The 22,264-nt window shown below is 34.1% G+C and carries 21 protein-coding genes, 2 tRNA genes, 1 pseudogene and 1 other annotated feature; all 24 genes and pseudogenes read left to right on the forward strand.

The genetic code is table 11. The features are described 5' to 3' along the window. Positions 1-254 precede the first annotated feature (254 nt). Positions 255-1,004, forward strand: a pseudogene (gene rlmB, locus LQK79_RS12160) (23S rRNA (guanosine(2251)-2'-O)-methyltransferase RlmB); the annotation flags it as partial. Between the two features lie 4 nt (positions 1,005-1,008). Continuing rightward, positions 1,009-1,536 (forward strand): NYN domain-containing protein, encoded by a 528-nt coding sequence (locus LQK79_RS12165; RefSeq protein ID WP_053243590.1) that lies wholly within the window; start codon positions 1,009-1,011, stop codon positions 1,534-1,536. A gap of 63 nt (positions 1,537-1,599) precedes the next feature. After that, positions 1,600-2,241 carry an RNA polymerase sporulation sigma factor SigH gene (gene sigH / locus LQK79_RS12170; protein WP_053243589.1) on the forward strand — a complete coding sequence of 214 codons (642 nt, stop codon included), beginning with the start codon at positions 1,600-1,602 and terminating at the stop codon, positions 2,239-2,241. A gap of 86 nt (positions 2,242-2,327) precedes the next feature. Then, positions 2,328-2,402 (forward strand) — tRNA-Gly (locus LQK79_RS12175). 10 nt (positions 2,403-2,412) lie between these two features. Next, a tRNA-Thr gene (locus tag LQK79_RS12180) sits at positions 2,413-2,488 on the forward strand. A 102-nt stretch (positions 2,489-2,590) separates the two neighbouring features. Then, on the forward strand, positions 2,591-3,784 hold the full coding sequence (gene tuf / locus LQK79_RS12185) for an elongation factor Tu (RefSeq protein WP_053243635.1): 1,194 nt from the start codon (positions 2,591-2,593) through the stop codon (positions 3,782-3,784). Between the two features lie 253 nt (positions 3,785-4,037). Continuing rightward, on the forward strand, positions 4,038-4,187 hold the full coding sequence (gene rpmG / locus LQK79_RS12190; RefSeq protein WP_053242928.1) for a 50S ribosomal protein L33: 150 nt from the start codon (positions 4,038-4,040) through the stop codon (positions 4,185-4,187). Positions 4,188-4,231: 44 nt separating this feature from the next. Next, positions 4,232-4,456: a preprotein translocase subunit SecE gene (gene secE / locus LQK79_RS12195; protein WP_053242927.1), complete on the forward strand. Its 225-nt coding sequence runs from the start codon at positions 4,232-4,234 to the stop codon at positions 4,454-4,456. 46 nt (positions 4,457-4,502) lie between these two features. Further along, a complete protein-coding gene (nusG, locus tag LQK79_RS12200; RefSeq protein ID WP_053242926.1) occupies positions 4,503-5,024 on the forward strand; it encodes a transcription termination/antitermination protein NusG in 522 nt (173 codons plus the stop codon). Positions 5,025-5,066: 42 nt separating this feature from the next. Beyond that, positions 5,067-5,492, forward strand: coding sequence for a 50S ribosomal protein L11 (gene rplK, locus LQK79_RS12205; protein ID WP_053242925.1), 426 nt, complete (start codon positions 5,067-5,069; stop codon positions 5,490-5,492). A 66-nt stretch (positions 5,493-5,558) separates the two neighbouring features. Next, positions 5,559-6,248 (forward strand): 50S ribosomal protein L1, encoded by a 690-nt coding sequence (gene rplA, locus LQK79_RS12210; protein ID WP_231016745.1) that lies wholly within the window; start codon positions 5,559-5,561, stop codon positions 6,246-6,248. 36 nt (positions 6,249-6,284) lie between these two features. Further along, positions 6,285-6,420, forward strand: a sequence feature (ribosomal protein L10 leader region). Between the two features lie 56 nt (positions 6,421-6,476). Further along, positions 6,477-6,983: a 50S ribosomal protein L10 gene (rplJ, locus tag LQK79_RS12215; RefSeq protein ID WP_084757065.1), complete on the forward strand. Its 507-nt coding sequence runs from the start codon at positions 6,477-6,479 to the stop codon at positions 6,981-6,983. 54 nt (positions 6,984-7,037) lie between these two features. Next, positions 7,038-7,403, forward strand: a complete 366-nt coding sequence (gene rplL, locus LQK79_RS12220; RefSeq protein ID WP_053242923.1) for a 50S ribosomal protein L7/L12 — start codon at positions 7,038-7,040, stop codon at positions 7,401-7,403. 404 nt (positions 7,404-7,807) lie between these two features. Beyond that, complete coding sequence (gene rpoB / locus LQK79_RS12225; protein ID WP_053242922.1) at positions 7,808-11,515, forward strand: DNA-directed RNA polymerase subunit beta; 3,708 nt, start codon at positions 7,808-7,810, stop codon at positions 11,513-11,515. 21 nt (positions 11,516-11,536) lie between these two features. After that, the gene (rpoC, locus tag LQK79_RS12230; protein WP_231016746.1) at positions 11,537-15,067 is read left to right on the forward strand and encodes a DNA-directed RNA polymerase subunit beta'; all 3,531 of its coding nucleotides are present in this window, start codon (positions 11,537-11,539) and stop codon (positions 15,065-15,067) included. A 119-nt stretch (positions 15,068-15,186) separates the two neighbouring features. Then, positions 15,187-15,426 carry a ribosomal L7Ae/L30e/S12e/Gadd45 family protein gene (locus LQK79_RS12235; protein ID WP_053242921.1) on the forward strand — a complete coding sequence of 80 codons (240 nt, stop codon included), beginning with the start codon at positions 15,187-15,189 and terminating at the stop codon, positions 15,424-15,426. Between the two features lie 127 nt (positions 15,427-15,553). Continuing rightward, positions 15,554-15,931 (forward strand): 30S ribosomal protein S12, encoded by a 378-nt coding sequence (gene rpsL, locus LQK79_RS12240; RefSeq protein WP_053242920.1) that lies wholly within the window; start codon positions 15,554-15,556, stop codon positions 15,929-15,931. A gap of 168 nt (positions 15,932-16,099) precedes the next feature. Continuing rightward, complete coding sequence (rpsG, locus tag LQK79_RS12245) at positions 16,100-16,570, forward strand: 30S ribosomal protein S7 (RefSeq protein WP_053242919.1); 471 nt, start codon at positions 16,100-16,102, stop codon at positions 16,568-16,570. A 97-nt stretch (positions 16,571-16,667) separates the two neighbouring features. Continuing rightward, the gene (fusA, locus tag LQK79_RS12250) at positions 16,668-18,734 is read left to right on the forward strand and encodes an elongation factor G (protein WP_053242918.1); all 2,067 of its coding nucleotides are present in this window, start codon (positions 16,668-16,670) and stop codon (positions 18,732-18,734) included. A 24-nt stretch (positions 18,735-18,758) separates the two neighbouring features. After that, positions 18,759-19,952, forward strand: coding sequence for an elongation factor Tu (gene tuf / locus LQK79_RS12255; protein ID WP_053243635.1), 1,194 nt, complete (start codon positions 18,759-18,761; stop codon positions 19,950-19,952). Positions 19,953-20,292: 340 nt separating this feature from the next. Then, on the forward strand, positions 20,293-20,601 hold the full coding sequence (rpsJ, locus tag LQK79_RS12260; RefSeq protein ID WP_053242605.1) for a 30S ribosomal protein S10: 309 nt from the start codon (positions 20,293-20,295) through the stop codon (positions 20,599-20,601). A gap of 62 nt (positions 20,602-20,663) precedes the next feature. Further along, complete coding sequence (rplC, locus tag LQK79_RS12265; protein WP_053242604.1) at positions 20,664-21,293, forward strand: 50S ribosomal protein L3; 630 nt, start codon at positions 20,664-20,666, stop codon at positions 21,291-21,293. 23 nt (positions 21,294-21,316) lie between these two features. Further along, entirely contained in the window at positions 21,317-21,937 is a 621-nt protein-coding gene (gene rplD / locus LQK79_RS12270; protein WP_231016747.1) for a 50S ribosomal protein L4, read from the forward strand. Continuing rightward, positions 21,937-22,236 (forward strand): 50S ribosomal protein L23, encoded by a 300-nt coding sequence (rplW, locus tag LQK79_RS12275; RefSeq protein ID WP_053242602.1) that lies wholly within the window; start codon positions 21,937-21,939, stop codon positions 22,234-22,236. Before rplD ends, rplW begins: the two co-directional genes overlap by 1 nt. Positions 22,237-22,264 lie beyond the last annotated feature (28 nt).

Consider the following 22,264-nt stretch of genomic DNA (forward strand, 5'->3'; position numbering starts at 1 on the left):
TATCGTCTTAGATTTATTAGCTTTATTTAATATCCCAAATCAATATCACCTCGCTAAATTCCAGTTTGTAAGGATAAATTTGGTATTGGTAATTTAAATATTTCAGCTTGTTTATCTATATAGATAAAATACTTGAAAACCTAAAATTACGAATATAAGATTTATACCGATAAACTTAAATTTGAAACAGTGCACAGTGAATTGTTTCAAGTTCCAAAGTGCCAATCTTTATATAGAGAGTTAGAAAGGAGAAAAAAATGGAAAATGAAAATCTAATAGAAGGAAGAAATGCCGTAATAGAAGCGTTAAAAGGTGATAGAACCATTGAACAATTGTTTGTAGCTAAAGGTACAAAGGAAGGCTCAATAAATGTTGTTTTAGCAAAGGCAAAGGAAAAAGGAATAGCAGTTAAGCTTGTAGATAGAAGAAAGCTAGATCAAATGTCACAAACACATTCACATCAAGGAGTTATAGCGGAAACAACTCCATATAAGTATTATGAAGTTGAGGATATTTTAGAATATGCTAAGAAAAAGAACGAAGCTCCATTCATAGTAATTTTGGATGAAATTGAGGATCCACATAACTTTGGCTCTATAATGAGAACAGCAGAAGTTTGTGGTGTTCATGGAATTATAATTTCCAAAAGAAGGAATGTAGGGGTAACATCTGTTGTCTATAAAACATCAGCAGGAGCAGCTCAGCATATGAGAATTGCTAAGGTGAATAATATAAACTCAGCAATAGATAAGCTTAAAGAGAATAATATATGGATTTATGGTGCTGAAATGGAAGGTAAGGAATATTGTTTTGATACGGATTTAACTGGACCGGCAGCACTAGTTATAGGAAGTGAAGGACAAGGTATGTCTAAGCTTACAAAACAAAAGTGTGATGTTCTTGTAAAAATACCTATGATAGGTAGGATTTCATCTCTAAATGCTTCTGTTGCAGGAGGAATCATTATGTATGAAATTCTTAAACAGAGAATAAAAAGAGGGTAAAACCTTGAAAACAATATTTGTTGATGGATATAACGTAATAAACAGTTGGGCGGAACTAAATAGTATAAAAAACAATATAAATTTAGAAAGTGCAAGAGAAAAACTTATTGAAATTTTAATAGATTATTCCGAATTTAAAGGATACAAAATTTTTTTGGTTTTTGATGCTCATCTTATACAAGGCAATTCTGGAGAGAAAATTAAGGTTACAAAAAATTTAATTGTGGTATATACAAAAGAGTCGGAAACGGCAGATAGTTTTATAGAGAAATATGTAAATAGTATTGGACGAAAGTATGAAGTTTGCGTTGTTACATCCGATAATTTAGAGCAGCAGGTTGTTTTTCAAAGAGGCTCTACAAGAATGTCATCTATAGAGTTTTACAATGAAGTCATAAATGTTAAGGGGAAAATAAGCTTAAAAGCAAAAAAAATAGCTAGTGAAAAAAGATATAACAGAATAGAAGATCGTCTTGATGACAATACTTTTAAGATTTTGGATAAAATTAGAAAAGATGATAAAAATAGTTGACTTATAAAATAATGCTAATATATAATTACAATATTGAGGTAATTATACTTGGGGGGGATATAGTTGGATAATGATGCGATTATAAATAATGCTGATGCTGTGTATGAAGATAAAATAGATGAAGAGATAGTTATGTTGGCGAAGTCAGGTGATATAAAATCACAAGAATATCTTATAAATAAGTATCAAAACTTTGTAAAGGCTAAAGCTAAATCTTATTTTCTTATAGGGGCAGATAAAGAAGATATATGTCAAGAAGGAATGATAGGACTATATAAAGCTATAAGAGATTTTAAACCAAATAAATTATCATCGTTTAAAGCCTTTGCGGAACTTTGCATAACAAGACAAATAATAACTGCAATTAAGACAGCTACAAGGCAAAAGCATATTCCTTTAAATACTTATATTTCCCTAAATAAGCCAATATATGATGAAGAGTCTGATAGAACTTTATTTGATGTTATATCTGGTCTAAAAGTTGCAGATCCAGAAGAACTTATGATAAGTAAAGAAGAAGTAAAAAAGATAAAGAATGGTATAGGTGAAGTATTATCTGATTTAGAAATGGAAGTACTTATGTATTATTTAGAAGGTAAATCGTATCAGGAAATAGCCTGCGATTTGGATAGAGGAGCAAAGTCGATAGATAATGCTCTTCAGCGGGTAAAAAGAAAATTGGAAAAGTGCCTCGAAAAAAGATAAGCTTTGTATTGACAAAGAAAATTGTTGATAGTAAAATAAATAATTGTTACGTGATTAAGTATTCAGTAGTTTGTTCACGTAAATATGCGGGAGTAGCTCAGTGGTAGAGCACTAGCTTCCCAAGCTGGGTGTCGCGGGTTCGATACCCGTTTCCCGCTCCAAATGGATATTGCCCATGTAGCTCAGTAGGTAGAGCGTCACCTTGGTAAGGTGGAGGTCACCAGTTCAAATCTGGCCGTGGGCTCCAAAGGTTAAATACATACAATACACCAGGAACAGTTTACATGATTAAAACTGTGGATTTCGTCATGAGATTGATGAATCATTTATTATTAAGGAGGAACCAGAAATGGCAAAGGAAAAATTTGAAAGAAACAAACCACATGTAAACATAGGAACAATAGGACACGTAGATCATGGTAAGACAACATTAACAGCAGCAATCACAACAATTTTATCAAAAGAAGGAAAGGCAAAAGCTTTCAAATATGATGAAATTGATAAAGCACCAGAAGAAAAAGAAAGAGGAATAACAATCAACACAGCACACGTTGAGTATGAAACAGAAAACAGACACTATGCGCACGTAGACTGTCCAGGACATGCTGACTATGTAAAGAACATGATCACAGGAGCAGCACAAATGGATGGAGCAATACTAGTAGTAAGTGCAGCAGATGGTCCAATGCCACAAACAAGAGAGCATATACTATTAGCATCAAGAGTTGGAGTACAATATATAGTAGTATTCTTAAATAAAGCAGACCAAGTAGATGATCCAGAATTAATCGACTTAGTAGAAATGGAAGTAAGAGAGTTATTAAATGAATATGGATTCCCTGGCGACGATACACCAATCGTAGTAGGAAGTGCATTAAAAGCATTAGAGAACCCAGACGATGCAGAAGCAATAAAGCCAATAAAAGACTTAATGGCACAAGTAGATGAGTATATCCCAACTCCACAAAGAGCAACAGATAAGCCATTCTTAATGCCAATAGAAGATATCTTCACAATCACAGGAAGAGGAACAGTTGCAACAGGAAGAGTAGAAAGTGGAGTATTGCACGTAGGAGACGAAGTAGAAATCGTAGGATTAAGCGATGAAACAAGAAAAGTAGTAGTAACTGGAGTAGAAATGTTCAGAAAGTTACTAGATGAAGCAATGGCAGGAGATAACATCGGAGCATTGTTAAGAGGAGTTCAAAGAGAAGACATCGAAAGAGGTCAGGTACTAGCAAAACCAGGATCAGTAACACCACATCACAAATTTGTAGGTCAGGTATACGTATTAAAGAAAGAAGAAGGCGGAAGACATACACCATTCTTCAACGGATATAGACCACAGTTCTACTTCAGAACAACAGACGTAACTGGAACAATCCAATTACCAGAAGGAGTAGAAATGGTAATGCCAGGAGACCACATAGACATGACAGTAGAATTAATAACAAAAGTAGCAATGAATGAAAACTTAAGATTTGCAATAAGAGAAGGCGGAAGAACAGTAGGTTCAGGAGTTGTTACTACTATTTTAGAATAAATTACTCTTACGAACGGATTGGGGTGAGCCTAATCCGTTTGTGTATGATTAAGATGATTTTTTATTGAAATGTTTTAGTGATGATAGATTCTGCATTGAATTCTATTAAGACAATTTTTCAATAAATCTTACATAATAAAAAATAATGCTAGAAAAATTAGTTGACATATATACTACATTATGATAAATTAATAAGGTAGTGCATATTTTCAGAAAAATCGAGTTTTTCTGCAGTAACTGGGAGGTGTAGATTGTGAGAGTAAAAGTAACATTAGCATGTACAGATTGCAAACAGAGAAATTACAATACAATGAAAAACAAGAAAAATAATCCAGATAGGTTAGAGATGAGAAAATATTGTCCATTTTGCCACAAACATACACTTCATAAAGAAACAAAATAGGTAATTAACCGTATTTTGTAATAACTTTTAGGATGTGAATAAAAATGGCTGCTAATGTAAAAAATGATAATGTAAAGAAATCACCATTAAAAGGTTTCATTGGATTTTTTAAAGACCTTGCAAATGAAACACATAGAATTACGTGGCCTTCAAAGGAAGATACTAAAAAATCTACAATATCGGTAATAATATTTTGTGCTATATGTATAGCGCTAGTGGCAGTGTTGGATTATGGCTTTAATAACCTCTTTAGGGTGATCTTTAAGTAAGATGAAAGGGAGGTTATAGGTTCAGGGTGTTCCTGTTCCTTTAATTATGAGTGAAAGAGTTAGATGGTATGTTGTTCATACATATTCAGGGTACGAAAATAAGGTAAAAGCTAATATTGAAAAGACTATTGAAAATAGAAATCTTGAAAATCTTATCTTTGACATACAAGTTCCATTACAAGAAGAAGTTGAAGAAAAAGATGGAAAAAAGAAAATAACATTAAAAAAGGTATTCCCTGGTTATGTGCTCATAAAAATGCTTATGACTGATGAATCTTGGTATGTTGTTAGAAATACAAGAGGATGTACCGGATTTGTTGGACCAGGATCAAAACCAGTTCCTTTGACTGATGAAGAAGTTGAATCTATGGGCATAAAGGAAAAGGTTGTTGATATTGATGTAAAAGTTGGAGAAAATGTGAGAGTTATCTCAGGACCACTTTTAGATCAGGTTGCATTAATTCAGGAAATAAATACTGAAAAACATAAGATTAAAGGTTTAGTTAACATGTTTGGCAGGGAAACTCCTGTTGAACTTGATTTTAATCAAATAGAAAAATTGGATTAAAATTATCCAATTATTTAAACTACATTAGGAGGTGTATGTTTTATGGCAAAGAAAGTAGTAGGTTTAATAAAACTACAATTGCCTGCAGGAAAGGCAACTCCAGCTCCACCAGTTGGTCCAGCACTTGGACAACACGGTGTAAATATCATGGCATTTTGTAAAGAATACAATGCTAAAACTGCTAATCAGGCAGGATTAACAATACCAGTTGTGATTACAGTTTATCAGGATAGATCTTTTAGTTTCATATTAAAGACTCCTCCAGCAGCTGTATTGATTAAAAAAGCATTAGGAATAAATAGTGGTTCAGGTGTTCCTAACAAAACTAAAGTAGGAAAATTAACTAAAGACCAACTTAAGCAAATTGCTGAAACAAAAATGCCAGATTTAAATGCAGCATCATTAGAAGCTGCAATGAATATGATAGCTGGAACTGCAAGAAGCATGGGCGTAGAAGTAGAAAAATAGTATGTTTTTAAATTGTGGGAGGTATAACAATAGTTGTGCCATTATTACCACGAAGGAGGAATAAAAATGGGAAAGAATTATGTGGAAAGTGCAAAGCTTGTTGATAAAAATGCTTTGTATACACCAGAAGAAGCAATGGATTTAGTTATGAAGACATCTAAAGCTAAATTCGATGAAACTGTTGAACTTGCAATTAGACTTGGAGTAGATCCAAGACATGCAGATCAACAAGTAAGAGGTGCTATTGTATTACCTCATGGAACAGGTAAAGAAGTAAAAGTATTAGTTTTTGCAAAGGGCGATAAAGCAAAAGAAGCTCAGGATGCAGGAGCAGATTATGTAGGAGCAGAAGAGTACGCTGCTAAAATACAAAATGAAAATTGGTTTGATTTTGATGTAGTTGTTGCAACACCAGATATGATGGGTGTAGTAGGAAGGTTAGGAAGAGTATTAGGACCAAAAGGTTTAATGCCAAATCCAAAATCAGGAACAGTTACATTTGATATTACAAAAGCATTATCAGAAATTAAAGCTGGTAAAGTTGAATATAGAGTTGATAAAACTGCTATAATTCACGTTTTGATTGGAAAAAGTTCATTTGGAACTCAAAAATTAATTGAAAACTTCCACGTATTAATGGAAGCAATAGTAAAAGCTAAACCAGCTTCAGCTAAAGGTCAGTATATTAAATCTGTAGCAGTTTCATCTACTATGGGACCTGGAATAAAAATAAATCCAGTTAAAGTTTTAGATTAATATTGATTTTTTAGTTTAAATATTATATACTTTTAAAGTCAAATAGTAAATACTCCGTAGATAGTAGGTGCTTTAAAGCGTAACGGGAAACCAACCTGCCGAGGATTCCAATATATGCGTGTAAATATATGGTCTCTTCGAATTTTACGGAGAGGCCTTTGATTTTATTATAAAGTATTTTGAAATTTTTAATAGAGCAGTTTAATACTGTGAGGAGGTGGATACACAGTGCCAAATAAAAACAGACAATTAAAAGAAGAAAAAATTGCTGAAATAAAAGAAAAAATGGATAAGGCTCAGGCTTTGATATTGGTTAAATATCAAGGATTAAATGTTGAAGAGGATACTGCACTTAGAAAACAATTAAGAGAAGCCGGTGTTGAATATAAAGTATATAAAAACACTTTAGCTAGTAGAGCTGCAAAAGAACTAGGTCATGAAAGTATAACTAAATATTTTGAAGGACCAGTAGCAGTAGCAATGGGCTATGACGATGTTACAGCTCCAGCAAGAATCTTAAATGATTTTGCAAAAGATCATAAGGCATTGGAACTTATTGGAGGATTGGTAAATGGGGAAGAATTCGATACTAACAAGGTAAAGGAACTCGCTTCAGTACCACCAAAAGAAGTTCTTATTGCAAAACTTCTTGGAAGCTTCAAGGCTCCATTATCAAAATTTGCTTACTTGTTAAGCGCAGTTCAAGAAAAGAAACAGACTGAAGAGCAAGCATAATAAAATTATAAAAATATAAAATAGAGTGAGAAAAATTCGGAGGTGCTATATATAATGGTAAAAGAAGAAATTATAGAAGCTATAAAAGGTATGACTGTATTAGAATTAAATGAATTAGTAAAAGCTTGTGAAGAAGAATTTGGAGTAAGTGCTGCAGCTCCAGTAGCAGCAGGCGCAGCAGGTGCAGCAGGTGCTGCAGCTGAAGAAAAAACTGAATTCGATGTAGTATTAGCAGAAACTGGTGCTCAGAAGATAAAAGTTATAAAAGCTGTTAGAGAAGCAACTGGATTAGGATTAAAAGAAGCTAAAGAATTAGTAGATGGAGCTCCTAAGACAATTAAAGAAGCAGTAGCTAAAGAAGAAGCAGAAGCTATGAAAGCTAAACTCGAAGAAGCTGGTGCAAAAGTAGAATTAAAATAGTTAAAATGATTAACTAAAAAGAGCACTCGTAAGAGGGCTCTTTTTTTAGAGTAATTAAATGTAAAGAATGAAATCAATTCAACTGAAAATACATATATGAACCAAAATCTCTTGAAGATTCAAATTTTGGTTCATGTATGTATTTAGTTTCATAATGGTTTCATTGTATTACAACATGTAGAATTGATACATTAAATTTATAATTTATGTTGACTTTTAATATTTTGTGTGATAAAATAACTAAATGCGAAGAATTGTATGTTTTTTATAAAATATTCTAGTTCAACTGAATTATTAGTGTGAATGTGGATATAATAAAAAGATAGTTATTGTAAACAATCCAAAAATGTGCTTAAAGGAAGGTCATTTTTGGTTATTTTAGTTTATGCAAGGGGTGAAGGCTAATGATACATCCTGTCCAAGTCGGTAAAAGAACAAGAATGAGTTTTTCAAAACTCAATGAAATTGGTAAGATGCCAAATCTTATTGAAGTTCAGTTAGATTCTTATAAGTGGTTTTTAAATGAAGGTCTTCAGGAAATATTTGATGATATTAATCCAATTCAGGACTACGCTGGTAATCTTGTTTTAGAGTTTATTGGCTATAAACTTGATATGGAGAATATTAAGTATTCTATTGAAGAGTGTAAGGAAAGAGATACAACTTATGCAGCACCACTAAGAGTTAAAGTTAGACTCTTAAATAAAGAAACTGGTGAAGTTAAAGAACAAGAAGTATTTATGGGAGATTTCCCATTAATGACTGAACAAGGAACATTCGTTATAAATGGTGCAGAAAGAGTTATTGTAAGTCAACTTGTAAGATCACCAGGAGTTTATTATAATTACACAGTTGATAAAACTGGAAAGAAGCTATATGCATCTACCGTAATTCCTAATAGAGGTGCTTGGCTTGAATACGAAACAGATTCCAACAGTGTTGTTTATGTTAGAATTGATAAAACAAGAAAATTGCCTATCACAATTTTAGTTAGAGCAATGGGATTTGGTTCTGATGCCGAAATAATAAACTATTTTGGCGATGAAGAAAGATTAAAAGCTACGATAGAAAAAGATAACACAAAGACACGTGAAGAAGCGCTTTTAGAGATATATAAAAGATTAAGACCAGGTGAACCACCAACAGTTGATAGTGCAGTTTCACTTATAGATTCTTTGTTTTTTGACGCTAAGAGATATGATTTGTCAAGGGTTGGAAGATATAAGTTTAATAAGAAATTAGCTATAAGTCTTAGATTAATAAATAAGACAGCAGCAAAAGATGTAATCAATTCAGAAACTGGAGAAATAGTAGTACAAAAAGGTGAAAGAATAACAAGAGAAAAAGCTCTTGAAATTCAAAATTTAGGAATAAATTCTGTAGATATAGTTGTCGATGATAAGGTTATTAAGGTTATAGGAAATAATTTTGTCAACATAAAAAATTACATAAAATTCGACATTAGTGATTTAAATATCAAGGAAATGGTTCACTATCCAGTTCTAAAAGAGATATTAGATAATTATGAAGGCGAAGAAAATATAAAAGAACAATTAAAGAAAAACATTCACAGACTTATTCCAAAACATATAGTTAAGGACGATATATATGCCACTGTGAGCTATGAATTAGGTTTGGCCTATGAGGTTGGAGATGTTGACGATATTGATCACTTGGGTAATAGAAGATTAAGGTCAGTAGGAGAATTGTTACAGAACCAATTTAGAATCGGACTTTCAAGAATGGAAAGAGTAGTCAAAGAAAGAATGACTATACAGGATCAAGAAGTTATAACACCACAGGCTCTTATAAATATAAGACCAGTTGCAGCTTCTATAAAAGAGTTCTTTGGAAGTTCTCAGCTTTCACAGTTCATGGATCAAACTAATCCGCTTTCTGAACTTACTCACAAAAGAAGGTTATCAGCTTTAGGACCAGGAGGACTTTCAAGAGAAAGAGCCGGATTTGAAGTAAGAGATGTTCACCATTCACATTATGGAAGAATGTGTCCTATAGAAACACCTGAAGGTCCTAACATAGGACTTATAAACTCCCTTGCAGCTTATGCAAAAGTAAATGAATACGGATTTATAGAAAGTCCATATAGGATAGTTGATAAGACTGAAAATAGAGTAACCAGTGAAATTCGTTATTTTACTGCAGATGAAGAAGATCAATATTTAATAGCACAGGCAAATGAACCTTTAGATGAAGAAGGACATTTCATAGATAAAAGGATAACTGTAAGAATTCCTGACGATGTTTTGATAGTTCCATATACAGAAGTTGATTTAATGGATATTTCTGCAAGACAAATTGTATCAGTAGCTACTGCTATGATTCCATTTCTTGAAAATGATGATGCGAGCCGTGCACTTATGGGTTCAAACATGCAGCGTCAGGCAGTGCCTTTATTAAAACCTGAAGCGCCTGTTGTTGGAACTGGAATAGAATATAAAGCCGCAGTAGACTCGGGAGTACTTCCTAAAGCAAGAAATGCTGGATTTGTTGATTATGTAAGCGCAAATGAAGTTAGAGTAAGAAGAGATAAAGATGGCGGAGTTGACACTTACAAATTATTGAAATTCAAAAGATCAAACTCAGGAACTTGCATAAACCAAAGACCTATAGTTGATAAGGGCGAAAGAGTAGAAGTAGGAACAGTGTTATCTGATGGACCTTCAACAGATTTAGGTGAAATAGCATTAGGAAGAAATATAAGAATGGGCTTTATAACTTGGGAAGGTTATAACTATGAGGATGCTATGCTTATTTCTGAACAGCTTGTTCGTGATGATGTATTTACTTCAATCCACATAGAAGAATATGAAGCAGAAGCAAGAGATACTAAGCTTGGACCAGAGGAAATAACAAGAGATATTCCTAATGTAGGTGAAGAGGCATTAAAGGATATAGATGAAAGAGGAATAATAAGAATAGGTGCTGAGGTTAGATCAGGTGACATATTAGTTGGAAAGGTAACACCTAAGGGCGAAACTGAACTTACCGCAGAGGAAAGGCTTTTAAGGGCAATATTTGGAGAAAAAGCAAGAGAAGTAAGAGATACTTCACTTAGAGTTCCACACGGAGAAGCCGGAATAATAGTTGACGTAAAGATATTTACTAGAGAAAACGGCGACGAATTACCTCCAGGAGTAAATGAACTTGTAAGATGCTATATTGCTCAAAAGAGAAAAATATCTGTAGGAGATAAAATGGCTGGAAGACATGGTAACAAGGGTGTTATATCCAGAGTATTACCAGAAGAAGATATGCCATTTTTACCTGATGGTAGACCACTTCAAATATGTCTTAACCCACTTGGAGTTCCTTCCCGTATGAATATAGGTCAGGTGCTTGAAGTTCATCTTGGATGGGCAGCAGCTAATTTAGGATGGCATATTGCAACACCAGTATTTGATGGTGCGCTTGAGCCTGAGATAGTAGAATGCTTGAAAAAAGCAGGATATGATGAAGACGGAAAAACTGTATTATACGATGGTAGAACAGGAGAAACTTTTGATAGTAGAGTTACTGTAGGATATATGTATATATTAAAACTTGCGCATTTGGTTGATGATAAGATACATGCTAGATCTACAGGACCATATTCATTAGTCACTCAGCAGCCACTAGGAGGTAAAGCTCAGTTTGGTGGTCAGAGATTTGGAGAAATGGAAGTTTGGGCACTAGAGGCTTATGGAGCAGCACATACTCTACAAGAAATTTTGACTGTAAAATCTGATGATGTTGTAGGTAGAGTTAAAACTTACGAAGCTATAGTTAAAGGCGAAAATATACCTGAACCTGGAATCCCTGAATCATTTAAGGTTCTCATTAAGGAATTGCAGGCGTTATGCTTGGATGTTAAGGTACTAACTAATGACAATGAGGAAATTAAGCTTAAAGAATCTGTTGATGATGATGCAGATGATTTAAATATCAATATAGAAGGTAATGAAGATTCACCAGAACCTCCTGTTACTGATGATTACGTGGAGGGTGATGAAGCTGAACCGGACGATGAAAATTTAGATATTGATTATGATGATTTACCTTTAGATGATCTTCAAAAAGGTTTAGAACTTGAAGATTTTAATGATGAACATTAATTTGTGAAGGGAGGAGTACCCTTGGAATTAAATAATTTTGATGCATTACAAATAGGTTTAGCTTCACCTGAAAAAATAAGGGAATGGTCAAGAGGCGAGGTTAAAAAACCTGAAACTATTAATTATAGAACACTAAAACCTGAAAGAGATGGTCTTTTCTGTGAAAGGATATTTGGACCTACTAAGGATTGGGAATGTCACTGCGGAAAATATAAAAGAATTAGATACAAGGGAATAGTTTGTGATAGATGTGGTGTCGAGGTAACCAAGGCTAAGGTAAGACGTGAGAGAATGGGGCATATAGAACTTGCCGCCCCAGTATCTCATATATGGTATTTCAAAGGAATACCATCACGTATGGGACTTATACTTGATATGTCTCCAAGAGCGTTGGAAAAAGTATTGTATTTTGCTTCTTATGTAGTATTAGAACCTAAAGAAACTCCATTACTAAAAAAGCAGCTTCTTAATGAAAAAGAATATAGAGAAGCTGTGGATAAATATGGTGAAAGTAGTTTTGAAGCTGGAATGGGAGCAGAATCAGTAAAAAAGCTTCTTGAAGAAATAGAACTAGATCAATTGTCACAAGAATTAAAAAGTGACTTGAAAAATAGTACTGGACAAAAGAAAATAAGAGTAATAAGAAGACTTGAAGTTGTTGAGTCATTTAGACAATCTAAAAACAAACCAGCATGGATGATCATGGATGTTATACCTGTAATACCTCCAGATTTAAGACCAATGGTTCAATTAGATGGAGGAAGATTTGCAACTTCGGATTTAAATGATTTATATAGAAGAGTTATAAACAGAAATAATAGATTAAAGAAACTTCTTGATCTAGGTGCGCCAGACATTATAGTTAGAAATGAAAAGAGAATGCTTCAGGAAGCAGTAGATGCACTTATAGATAATGGAAGAAGAGGAAGACCTGTAACTGGACCTGGAAATAGACCTTTAAAATCTTTATCAGATATGTTAAAAGGTAAACAGGGAAGATTTAGACAGAACCTTCTTGGAAAACGTGTTGATTACTCAGGACGTTCGGTTATAGTTGTTGGTCCAGATCTTAAGATGTATCAATGTGGACTTCCAAAAGAAATGGCTTTAGAATTATTTAAGCCATTTGTAATGAAAAAACTTGTAGAATCAGGTATAGCACATAATATTAAAAGTGCAAAGAGAATGGTAGAAAGAGTTCAGGATCAAGTGTTTGATGTTCTTGAAGAAGTAATATCAGATCATCCAGTGCTTTTAAACCGTGCGCCTACTCTTCATAGGTTAGGTATTCAGGCATTTCAACCTGTACTTGTAGAAGGAAGAGCTATAAAACTTCATCCGTTAGCATGTACTGCATACAATGCGGATTTTGATGGTGACCAGATGGCAGTGCACGTTCCTCTATCAGTAGAAGCACAAGCAGAAGCTAGATTCTTAATGTTGGCTGCACATAATATATTAAAGCCATCAGATGGTAAGCCAGTTTGTGTACCTACTCAGGATATGGTACTTGGTTCATACTATTTAACTATAGATAAGGATGGAGTAAAGGGAGAGGGAAAAGCATTTTCAAGTGTTGAAGAAGCTATAATGGCTTATCAATTGGGTGAAATTGATGTTCACGCAAAAGTTAAAGTTAAACTTTCAAGAATGGTTAATGGAAAGCAGGTAGTTGGTATCATAACTACTACTGTTGGAAAAATAATATTTAATGATTCTATACCACAGGATTTGGGATTTGTAGATAGAAGTATACCAGGTAACGAACTTCTTATGGAAATTGATTTTCTTGTTGGAAAGAAAAATTTAGGTAAAATAATAGATAAGTGTTATCTAAAATATGGTCCTACAAAAACATCTATTATGCTTGATAAGATAAAAGCAAAAGGATATCATTATTCAACTATAAGCGCTATTACAGTATCTACTTCAGATATGTCTGTTCCACCGGATAAGAAGAGACTTATGGAAGAAGCAGAGGCTTCAGTTGATAAAATAACAAAGATGTACAGAAGAGGATTCATATCAGATGATGAAAGACATGAAAGAGTAATAGCTACATGGACAAAAACAACAGAGGATGTTGCTAACGCTCTTATGGATAATCTCGATAGATTTAATCCTATATTTATGATGGCAGATTCAGGAGCCAGAGGATCTAAGAGCCAGATAAAACAGCTTGCTGGTATGAGAGGACTTATGGCTAGTCCATCGGGTAGTATTATTGAGTTCCCTATAAAATCTTCATTTAGAGAAGGTCTTGATGTATTAGAGTACTTTATTTCTACTCATGGTGCTAGAAAGGGTAATGCCGATACTGCTCTTAAAACAGCGGATTCAGGGTACCTTACAAGAAGACTTGTTGATGTAAGCCAAGATGTAATTGTTAGAACAGAAGATTGTGGAGCAAAAGAAGGATTTGAAGTTTCAGAAATTAAAGAAGGCAATGAAGTTATAGAATCTTTAGCTGAAAGATTAACAGGTAGATATTCCTCAGAAGATATAACTAATCCAGCAAATGGTGAAGTTATAGTTCCAAGAGATACTTATATGGATGTTAATCTTGCTGAGAAAGTAGAGAAGACTGGCTTAAAGAAAGTTAAAATAAGATCAATCTTTACTTGTAATTGTAAGTATGGAGTTTGTGCGAAATGTTATGGAATGGATATGGCAACAGCACAAAAGATAGGAATTGGAGAAGCTGTAGGTATTGTAGCAGCTCAGTCAATAGGTGAGCCTGGTACACAGCTTACAATGAGAACATTCCATACTGGTGGAGTTGCGGGTTCAGATATAACTCAAGGTCTTCCTAGAGTTGAGGAACTTTTTGAAGCAAGAAAACCAAAAGGTCTTGCGATAGTTAGTGAAGTTTCTGGTACTGTAAGAGTAGAAGAAACTAAGAAGAAAAGAATTGTTTATGTAACAACTGAATCAGGAGAAGAAGTAAGCTATGATATACCATTTGGTTCAAGTTTAAAAGTATCTAATGGAGATGTTATAAGTGCCGGAGATGAAATAACAGAAGGATCAATAAATCCACATGATATACTTAGAATTAAAGGCGTAAATGCTGTTAAAAATTATCTTCTTTCAGAAGTTCAAAAGGTGTATAGATTACAAGGTGTTGACATAAACGATAAGCATCTAGAAGTTGTTGTAAGACAAATGACTAGAAAAGTAAAAGTAGAAGATTCAGGAGACACAGCATTGCTCCCTGGAACTATGATAGATATGTTCGATTTTAATGAAGAAAATAGCAGAGTAGAAGAACTTGGCATGGAACCTGCTAAAGGTAGAATTGCATTGCTTGGTATAACAAAAGCTGCACTTGCTACAGATTCATTCTTATCAGCAGCATCATTCCAAGAAACAACAAGAGTTCTTACAGATGCAGCAATAAAAGGAAAAGTAGATCCTTTGGTTGGTTTGAAAGAGAATGTAATCATAGGAAAACTTATCCCAGCTGGTACTGGAATGACTAGATATAAGAGCATAGAGATAGAACCAGAGGTTAGTGAGGAAGTAAATTTAGAGAATAAAATAGAAGGTTAAAAATTTGTTTTATTGACATAGCAAAGTATAAATGATAAAATACAATTTGTGTGATTATATTTATTGTAGAGTCAAAGCGTTGCTTTGTCTCTACCATTAATATAGGGGAGGTAAGCACAATGGTAAACAGATTGCCGGGTAAAAAGGTAGTAGGTGTAAAACAATCAATTAAGGCTATAAATGAAGGAACAGTAAAGATTGTGTACCTTGCAAAAGATGCAGACAGAGAATTATTCGAAAATGTTGAAAAATTATCTAAGGAGCACTCCCTGCAAATTGTGTATGTAGATACCATGAAAGAGTTAGGAAAGCTGTGCAGTATAGATGTAAAAGCTTCTACAGCAGTTGTTCTTAAGTAAAATATTGTTTTACATTTTGATTTATATAAAGTTTATGAAATTGCAGAGTTTATAATCTTTATATGTTTTGTTATGCTATTCACTAAATTAATATATAGATATAACTTTAAAAGGAGGAGGTGTAAACATGCCAACTATAAGTCAATTAGTAAGAAAGGGCAGAAAGACATCAATAGTTAAATCCACTGCACCAGCATTAAAAGAATGTCCACAGAAAAGAGGAGTTTGTACAGTTGTAAAAACAGCAACTCCTAAGAAGCCTAACTCAGCGTTAAGAAAAATCGCCAGAGTAAAGCTTACAAATGGATATGAAGTTACTGCATATATTCCAGGTGTAGGACACAACTTGCAAGAGCACAGTGTTGTTCTTATAAGAGGTGGAAGGGTTAAAGACTTACCAGGTGTTAGATATCACATAGTTAGAGGTACATTAGATGCTGCTGGCGTTGCTGATAGAAAACAGGCTAGGTCAAAATACGGTGCTAAGAAACCAAAGCAAAAGTAAGGTTTTTAGTTAGTGCTATGTCTTCGGCGTTATATATAGATTACTTTTATATTAAAATTTGTTGTACATATTTTAATATGCTATTTAAATTGCAGAAGCAAAGCATTTTACGACATTAATTGTCGAGTACCGATGAACTTAAATAAGAGTGTTAAGGAGGGAAGAAAAGTGCCAAGAAAAGGACATATTGCAAAAAGAGATGTATTACCAGATCCATTATATAACAGTAAGGTTGTTACAAAATTAATCAACAACGTAATGTTAGATGGAAAAAAAGGAGTAGCGCAAAAAATATGCTACAACGCTTTTGATGTTTTAAAAGAAAAAACTGATAAAGAACCTATGGAAGTATTTGAGGCAGCTATGAACAACGTAATGCCTTTACTAGAGGTTAAAGCAAGAAGAATAGGTGGTGCTACTTATCAGGTACCTATCGAGGTTAGACCTGAAAGAAGGCAGACTTTAGGAATTAGATGGTTATTAGATGCAGCTTTAAAAAGAGGAGAAAAGTACATGTACCAGAGACTTGCTGGAGAATTACTTGATGCTTCAAATAATACAGGAGCTGCAGTTAAGAAGAGAGAAGATACTCATAAAATGGCAGAAGCTAATAAAGCATTTGCTCATTACAGATACTAATACAAATAAACTTTATTTGTATATTGCATAAAACTGTTTTAGCATTTGCTAAAGCAGTTTTATCAGATTAATTAGCACAATGAGAGGAGGAAAAAAATTGGCTAGAAAATATCCTTTGTCAAAATTTCGTAACATAGGAATAATGGCACATATCGATGCCGGAAAAACAACAACAACTGAACGTATACTTTTTTATACTGGAAAAACTCATAAGATAGGTGAAGTTCACGAAGGTGCTGCTACAATGGACTGGATGGTTCAAGAACAGGAAAGAGGTATAACAATAACTTCAGCTGCCACTACTTGTTATTGGAAGGATCATGAAATTAATATAATAGACACACCAGGACACGTAGATTTTACAGTAGAAGTTGAAAGATCTCTAAGAGTCCTTGATGGAGCAGTTGCTGTATATGATGCTAAAGGCGGTGTTGAACCACAATCTGAAACTGTTTGGAGGCAAGCGGAAAAGTATAATGTTCCAAGAATGGCTTATATAAATAAGATGGATATAATGGGAGCTGACTTCTTTAGATCAGTTCAAATGATGAGAGATAGGCTTCATGCTAATGCAGTGCCTATACAATTACCAATAGGTAAAGAAGATAATTTTACAGGTATAATTGACCTTATTAAAAACGAAGCTGTAATATATGAAGATAAATTAGGAACAGTTATGGAAGAAGAACCTATTCCTGATGACATGAAAGAATTAGCAGAAAAATACAGGTCACAATTGATTGAATCAGTAGTAGAATTAGATGAAGACCTTATGGCTAAATATCTTGAAGGTGAAGAAATAACAGTTGATGAAATAAATGCAACAATTAGAAAAGGTGTTATTGCTAATGAATTTGTTCCTGTAACTTGTGGTTCTTCATATAAGAATAAAGGTGTTCAACAAATGTTAGATGCAGTTGTTGAATATTTACCATCTCCATTAGATATACCTCCAGTTAAGGGAGTAGATCTTGAAGGAAAAGAAGATGAGAGAAAAGCAGATGACAATGAGCCACTTTCTGCATTAGCATTTAAGATTGCTACTGATCCATTTGTAGGAAGACTTGCGTTTACTAGAATTTACTCAGGAGTAATGCATAGTGGAAGTTATGTTTTAAATTCTACAAAAGGAAAGAAAGAAAGAATAGGAAGACTTGTTAAGATGCACTCAAATCACAGACAGGATGTTGAGGAACTTGAAACAGGTGAATTAGGTGCTATAGTTGGATTGAAATCTACAACTACTGGAGATACTTTATGTGATGAAGAACATGCAATAGTTCTTGAAAGTATGGAATTCCCAGATCCAGTTATTGAAGTTGCTATAGAGCCTAAAACAAAGGCAGATCAAGAGAAAATGGGAATTGCTCTTGCAAAATTAGCTGAAGAGGATCCAACATTTAAGACATATACTAATCAAGAAACAAGTCAAACTATTATAGGTGGTATGGGAGAACTCCATCTTGAAATAATAGTTGATAGACTTCAAAGAGAATTTAATGTTGAATGTAATGTTGGTAATCCGCAGGTTGCTTATAAAGAAACTATTAGAAAAGCTGTTAAAGCTGAAGGAAAATTCATCAGACAGTCTGGTGGACGTGGACAGTACGGTCATGCCGTAATTGAAATGTCACCAACTGAAGGCGCTTATGAATTTGAAAATGCTGTAGTTGGTGGAGCTGTACCAAAAGAATATATACAGCCTATTGACAATGGTATTCAGGAAGCTTCTCAAAGTGGTATTATAGCAGGATATCCTACTATTAACTTCAAAGTTAAGTTAGTAGATGGTTCATACCATGATGTCGATTCTTCTGAAATGGCATTTAAAATTGCAGGTTCTATGGCATTCAAAAATGCTATGGCAAAAGCAGATCCTGTACTTCTTGAGCCAGTCATGAAAGTTGAAATAACAGTTCCAGAAGAATACATGGGAGATGTTATAGGAGACGTTAACGCAAGAAGAGGAAGAATTGAAGGAATGGAACCAAGAGCTGGTGCAGAAGTAATAACTGGATTTGTACCACTTTCAGAAATGTTTGGTTATGCAACAGCACTTAGATCAAGAACACAGGGTAGAGGAACATACAGCATGGAACTTAATAGCTATGAAGAAGTTCCTAAGAATATTCAGGAACAAATAGTTGGAGAAAAAAATAAATAGTTTATTATTAAGGAGGAACCAGAAATGGCAAAGGAAAAATTTGAAAGAAACAAACCACATGTAAACATAGGAACAATAGGACACGTAGATCATGGTAAGACAACATTAACAGCAGCAATCACAACAATTTTATCAAAAGAAGGAAAGGCAAAAGCTTTCAAATATGATGAAATTGATAAAGCACCAGAAGAAAAAGAAAGAGGAATAACAATCAACACAGCACACGTTGAGTATGAAACAGAAAACAGACACTATGCGCACGTAGACTGTCCAGGACATGCTGACTATGTAAAGAACATGATCACAGGAGCAGCACAAATGGATGGAGCAATACTAGTAGTAAGTGCAGCAGATGGTCCAATGCCACAAACAAGAGAGCATATACTATTAGCATCAAGAGTTGGAGTACAATATATAGTAGTATTCTTAAATAAAGCAGACCAAGTAGATGATCCAGAATTAATCGACTTAGTAGAAATGGAAGTAAGAGAGTTATTAAATGAATATGGATTCCCTGGCGACGATACACCAATCGTAGTAGGAAGTGCATTAAAAGCATTAGAGAACCCAGACGATGCAGAAGCAATAAAGCCAATAAAAGACTTAATGGCACAAGTAGATGAGTATATCCCAACTCCACAAAGAGCAACAGATAAGCCATTCTTAATGCCAATAGAAGATATCTTCACAATCACAGGAAGAGGAACAGTTGCAACAGGAAGAGTAGAAAGTGGAGTATTGCACGTAGGAGACGAAGTAGAAATCGTAGGATTAAGCGATGAAACAAGAAAAGTAGTAGTAACTGGAGTAGAAATGTTCAGAAAGTTACTAGATGAAGCAATGGCAGGAGATAACATCGGAGCATTGTTAAGAGGAGTTCAAAGAGAAGACATCGAAAGAGGTCAGGTACTAGCAAAACCAGGATCAGTAACACCACATCACAAATTTGTAGGTCAGGTATACGTATTAAAGAAAGAAGAAGGCGGAAGACATACACCATTCTTCAACGGATATAGACCACAGTTCTACTTCAGAACAACAGACGTAACTGGAACAATCCAATTACCAGAAGGAGTAGAAATGGTAATGCCAGGAGACCACATAGACATGACAGTAGAATTAATAACAAAAGTAGCAATGAATGAAAACTTAAGATTTGCAATAAGAGAAGGCGGAAGAACAGTAGGTTCAGGAGTTGTTACTACTATTTTAGAATAGTAAAATAAACATGTAATAAAATATAAGCAGATTACTTATTAGATAAATAAGAATTTGACGAAAATGGGGAGAGGACGCTCTCTCTATTTTTTGTTAAAAAAAATGTTGCAAAAGGTTAAAAAGCGGTGTATAATATAAGAGTTGTTATGTGAAAGTAGCGATGAAGCAAGAGGTAGCTGGACTTACGGGGAATTCTTGCTGAGTATGTCACGGTCATGAACCGGGCGACGGTATTCTGTAATTGCGTTTAGTGGTATGTATGGAACACGTGGCACTGTTTACAGAAGGTCCGTTGTTGTACGTAAGAAGTTTAAACGTGCGATGAAAAGGAGGGAATAAAATGGCAAAGCAAAAAATAAGAATCAGATTGAAGGCTTTTGATCACACAATATTAGATCAATCAGCTGAAAAAATCGTTGAAACAGCAAAGACATCAGGTGCTAAAGTATCAGGTCCTGTGCCTTTACCAACAGAGAAAGATGTTGTTACAATATTAAGATCTCCACATAAGTACAAAGATTCAAGAGAACAGTTTGAAATAAGAACTCATAAGAGATTAATTGATATAGTAAATCCATCACCAAAAACTGTTGATGCTTTAATGAGATTAGATTTACCAGCAGGCGTTGACATCGAAATTAAATTATAATTTTAAAATAATAACGGTTATGATTGCTTAGGCAATCCGCTAATGCGTTTGGAGGTGCTGAAATGAAAAGTGGAATACTAGGAAAAAAACTTGGTATGACTCAAATATTTAATGAACAAGGTAAAGTAGTTCCTGTAACTGTAATAGAAGCAGGTCCATGTGTAGTTGTTCAGAAGAAAACAATTGAAAATGACGGATATGAAGCTATACAAGTTGGTTTTGCAGACGTTAAAGAAAATAGAAGCAATAAACCAGCAAAAGGACACTTTGCAAAGGCAAATACTTCTGTTAAAAAGTTTGTAAAAGAACTTAAATTAGATGATTTAAGTGCCTATGAAGTTGGTACTGAAATAAAGGCTGATATATTTTCAGCAGGAGAAAAAGTTGATGTATCTGGAGTATCAAAGGGTAAGGGATTCCAAGGCACTATCAGAAGATGGAATGCACATAGAGGACCAATGAGCCATGGTTCTAAATTCCACAGAGCAGTTGGTTCAATGGGAGCATCATCAGATCCATCAAGAACATTTAAAAACAAAATAATGCCAGGACATATGGGTCATGTAAATACTACAGTCCTAAATTTAGAAGTTGCGAAGGTTATTTCTGAAAAGAACCTTATATTAATAAAAGGTGGAGTACCTGGACCAAATAAGGGATTTGTAGTAATTAAGAGCACAGTTAAAGCTTAAATTTAAGGAAAGGAGGATGCAGAATGCCTACTGTAGGATTATTTAATAATGAAGGACAAAAGGTTGGAGACATAGAATTGTCCGAAAAAGTTTTCGGAGCAGAAGTAAATGCAGATGCATTACATCAAGTTGTAGTTGCATTACTTGCAAATAAAAGACAGGGAACACAAAGTGCTAAAACTAGAACAGAAGTTTCTGGAGGCGGAATAAAACCTTGGAGACAAAAAGGAACAGGTAGAGCAAGACAAGGTTCAATACGTTCACCACAATGGATTCATGGTGGTATAGTATTTGCACCAAAGCCAAGAGATTATAGAATTTCAATTCCAAAGTCAATGAAAAAGACTGCTATGATTTCAGCTTTATCAAGCAAGGTTGCTGAGAATGAAATGGTTGTTTTAGAAGATTTGAAATTTGATGCACCAAAAACAAAAGAAGCTATTAAATTGCTTAAAGCTTTTGAAGCTAAAAAAGCACTTATTGTTGTTTCCGAATCAGATGAAAATGTATATAAATCAATAAGAAATATACCTGGTGCAGCAGTAGTTCCAGCAAATAATATAAATGTATATGACATATTAAAATATGAAAAATTCATAATAACTAAGGACGCTGTATCAAAAATTGAGGAGGTGTATGCATAATGTATACAAATAGCCATGATATACTAAGAAGACCAGTTATAACAGAAAAAAGTATGGCAGAAATGGCAAACAAGAAGTACACCTTTATAGTAGATGTTCATGCAAACAAACCTCAAATAAAGAAAGCAGTTGAAGAAGTTTTTGGCGTTAAAGTTGAAGATGTTAAAACTGCAAATGTACTCGGAAAAACAAAAAGAGTTGGGGTTCATGTTGGTAAGAGACCAGACTATAAAAAAGCTGTAATTAAATTGACAGCAGATAGCAAGGCTATAGAATTCTTTGAAGGAATGCAGCAGTAATAAAGCAGTTAGTGGCTAAAAGCCAGAA

It is taken from the genome of Clostridium guangxiense (genome assembly GCF_021043395.1).
GTDB classification, from domain to species: Bacteria; Bacillota; Clostridia; order Clostridiales; family Clostridiaceae; genus Clostridium_S; species Clostridium_S guangxiense.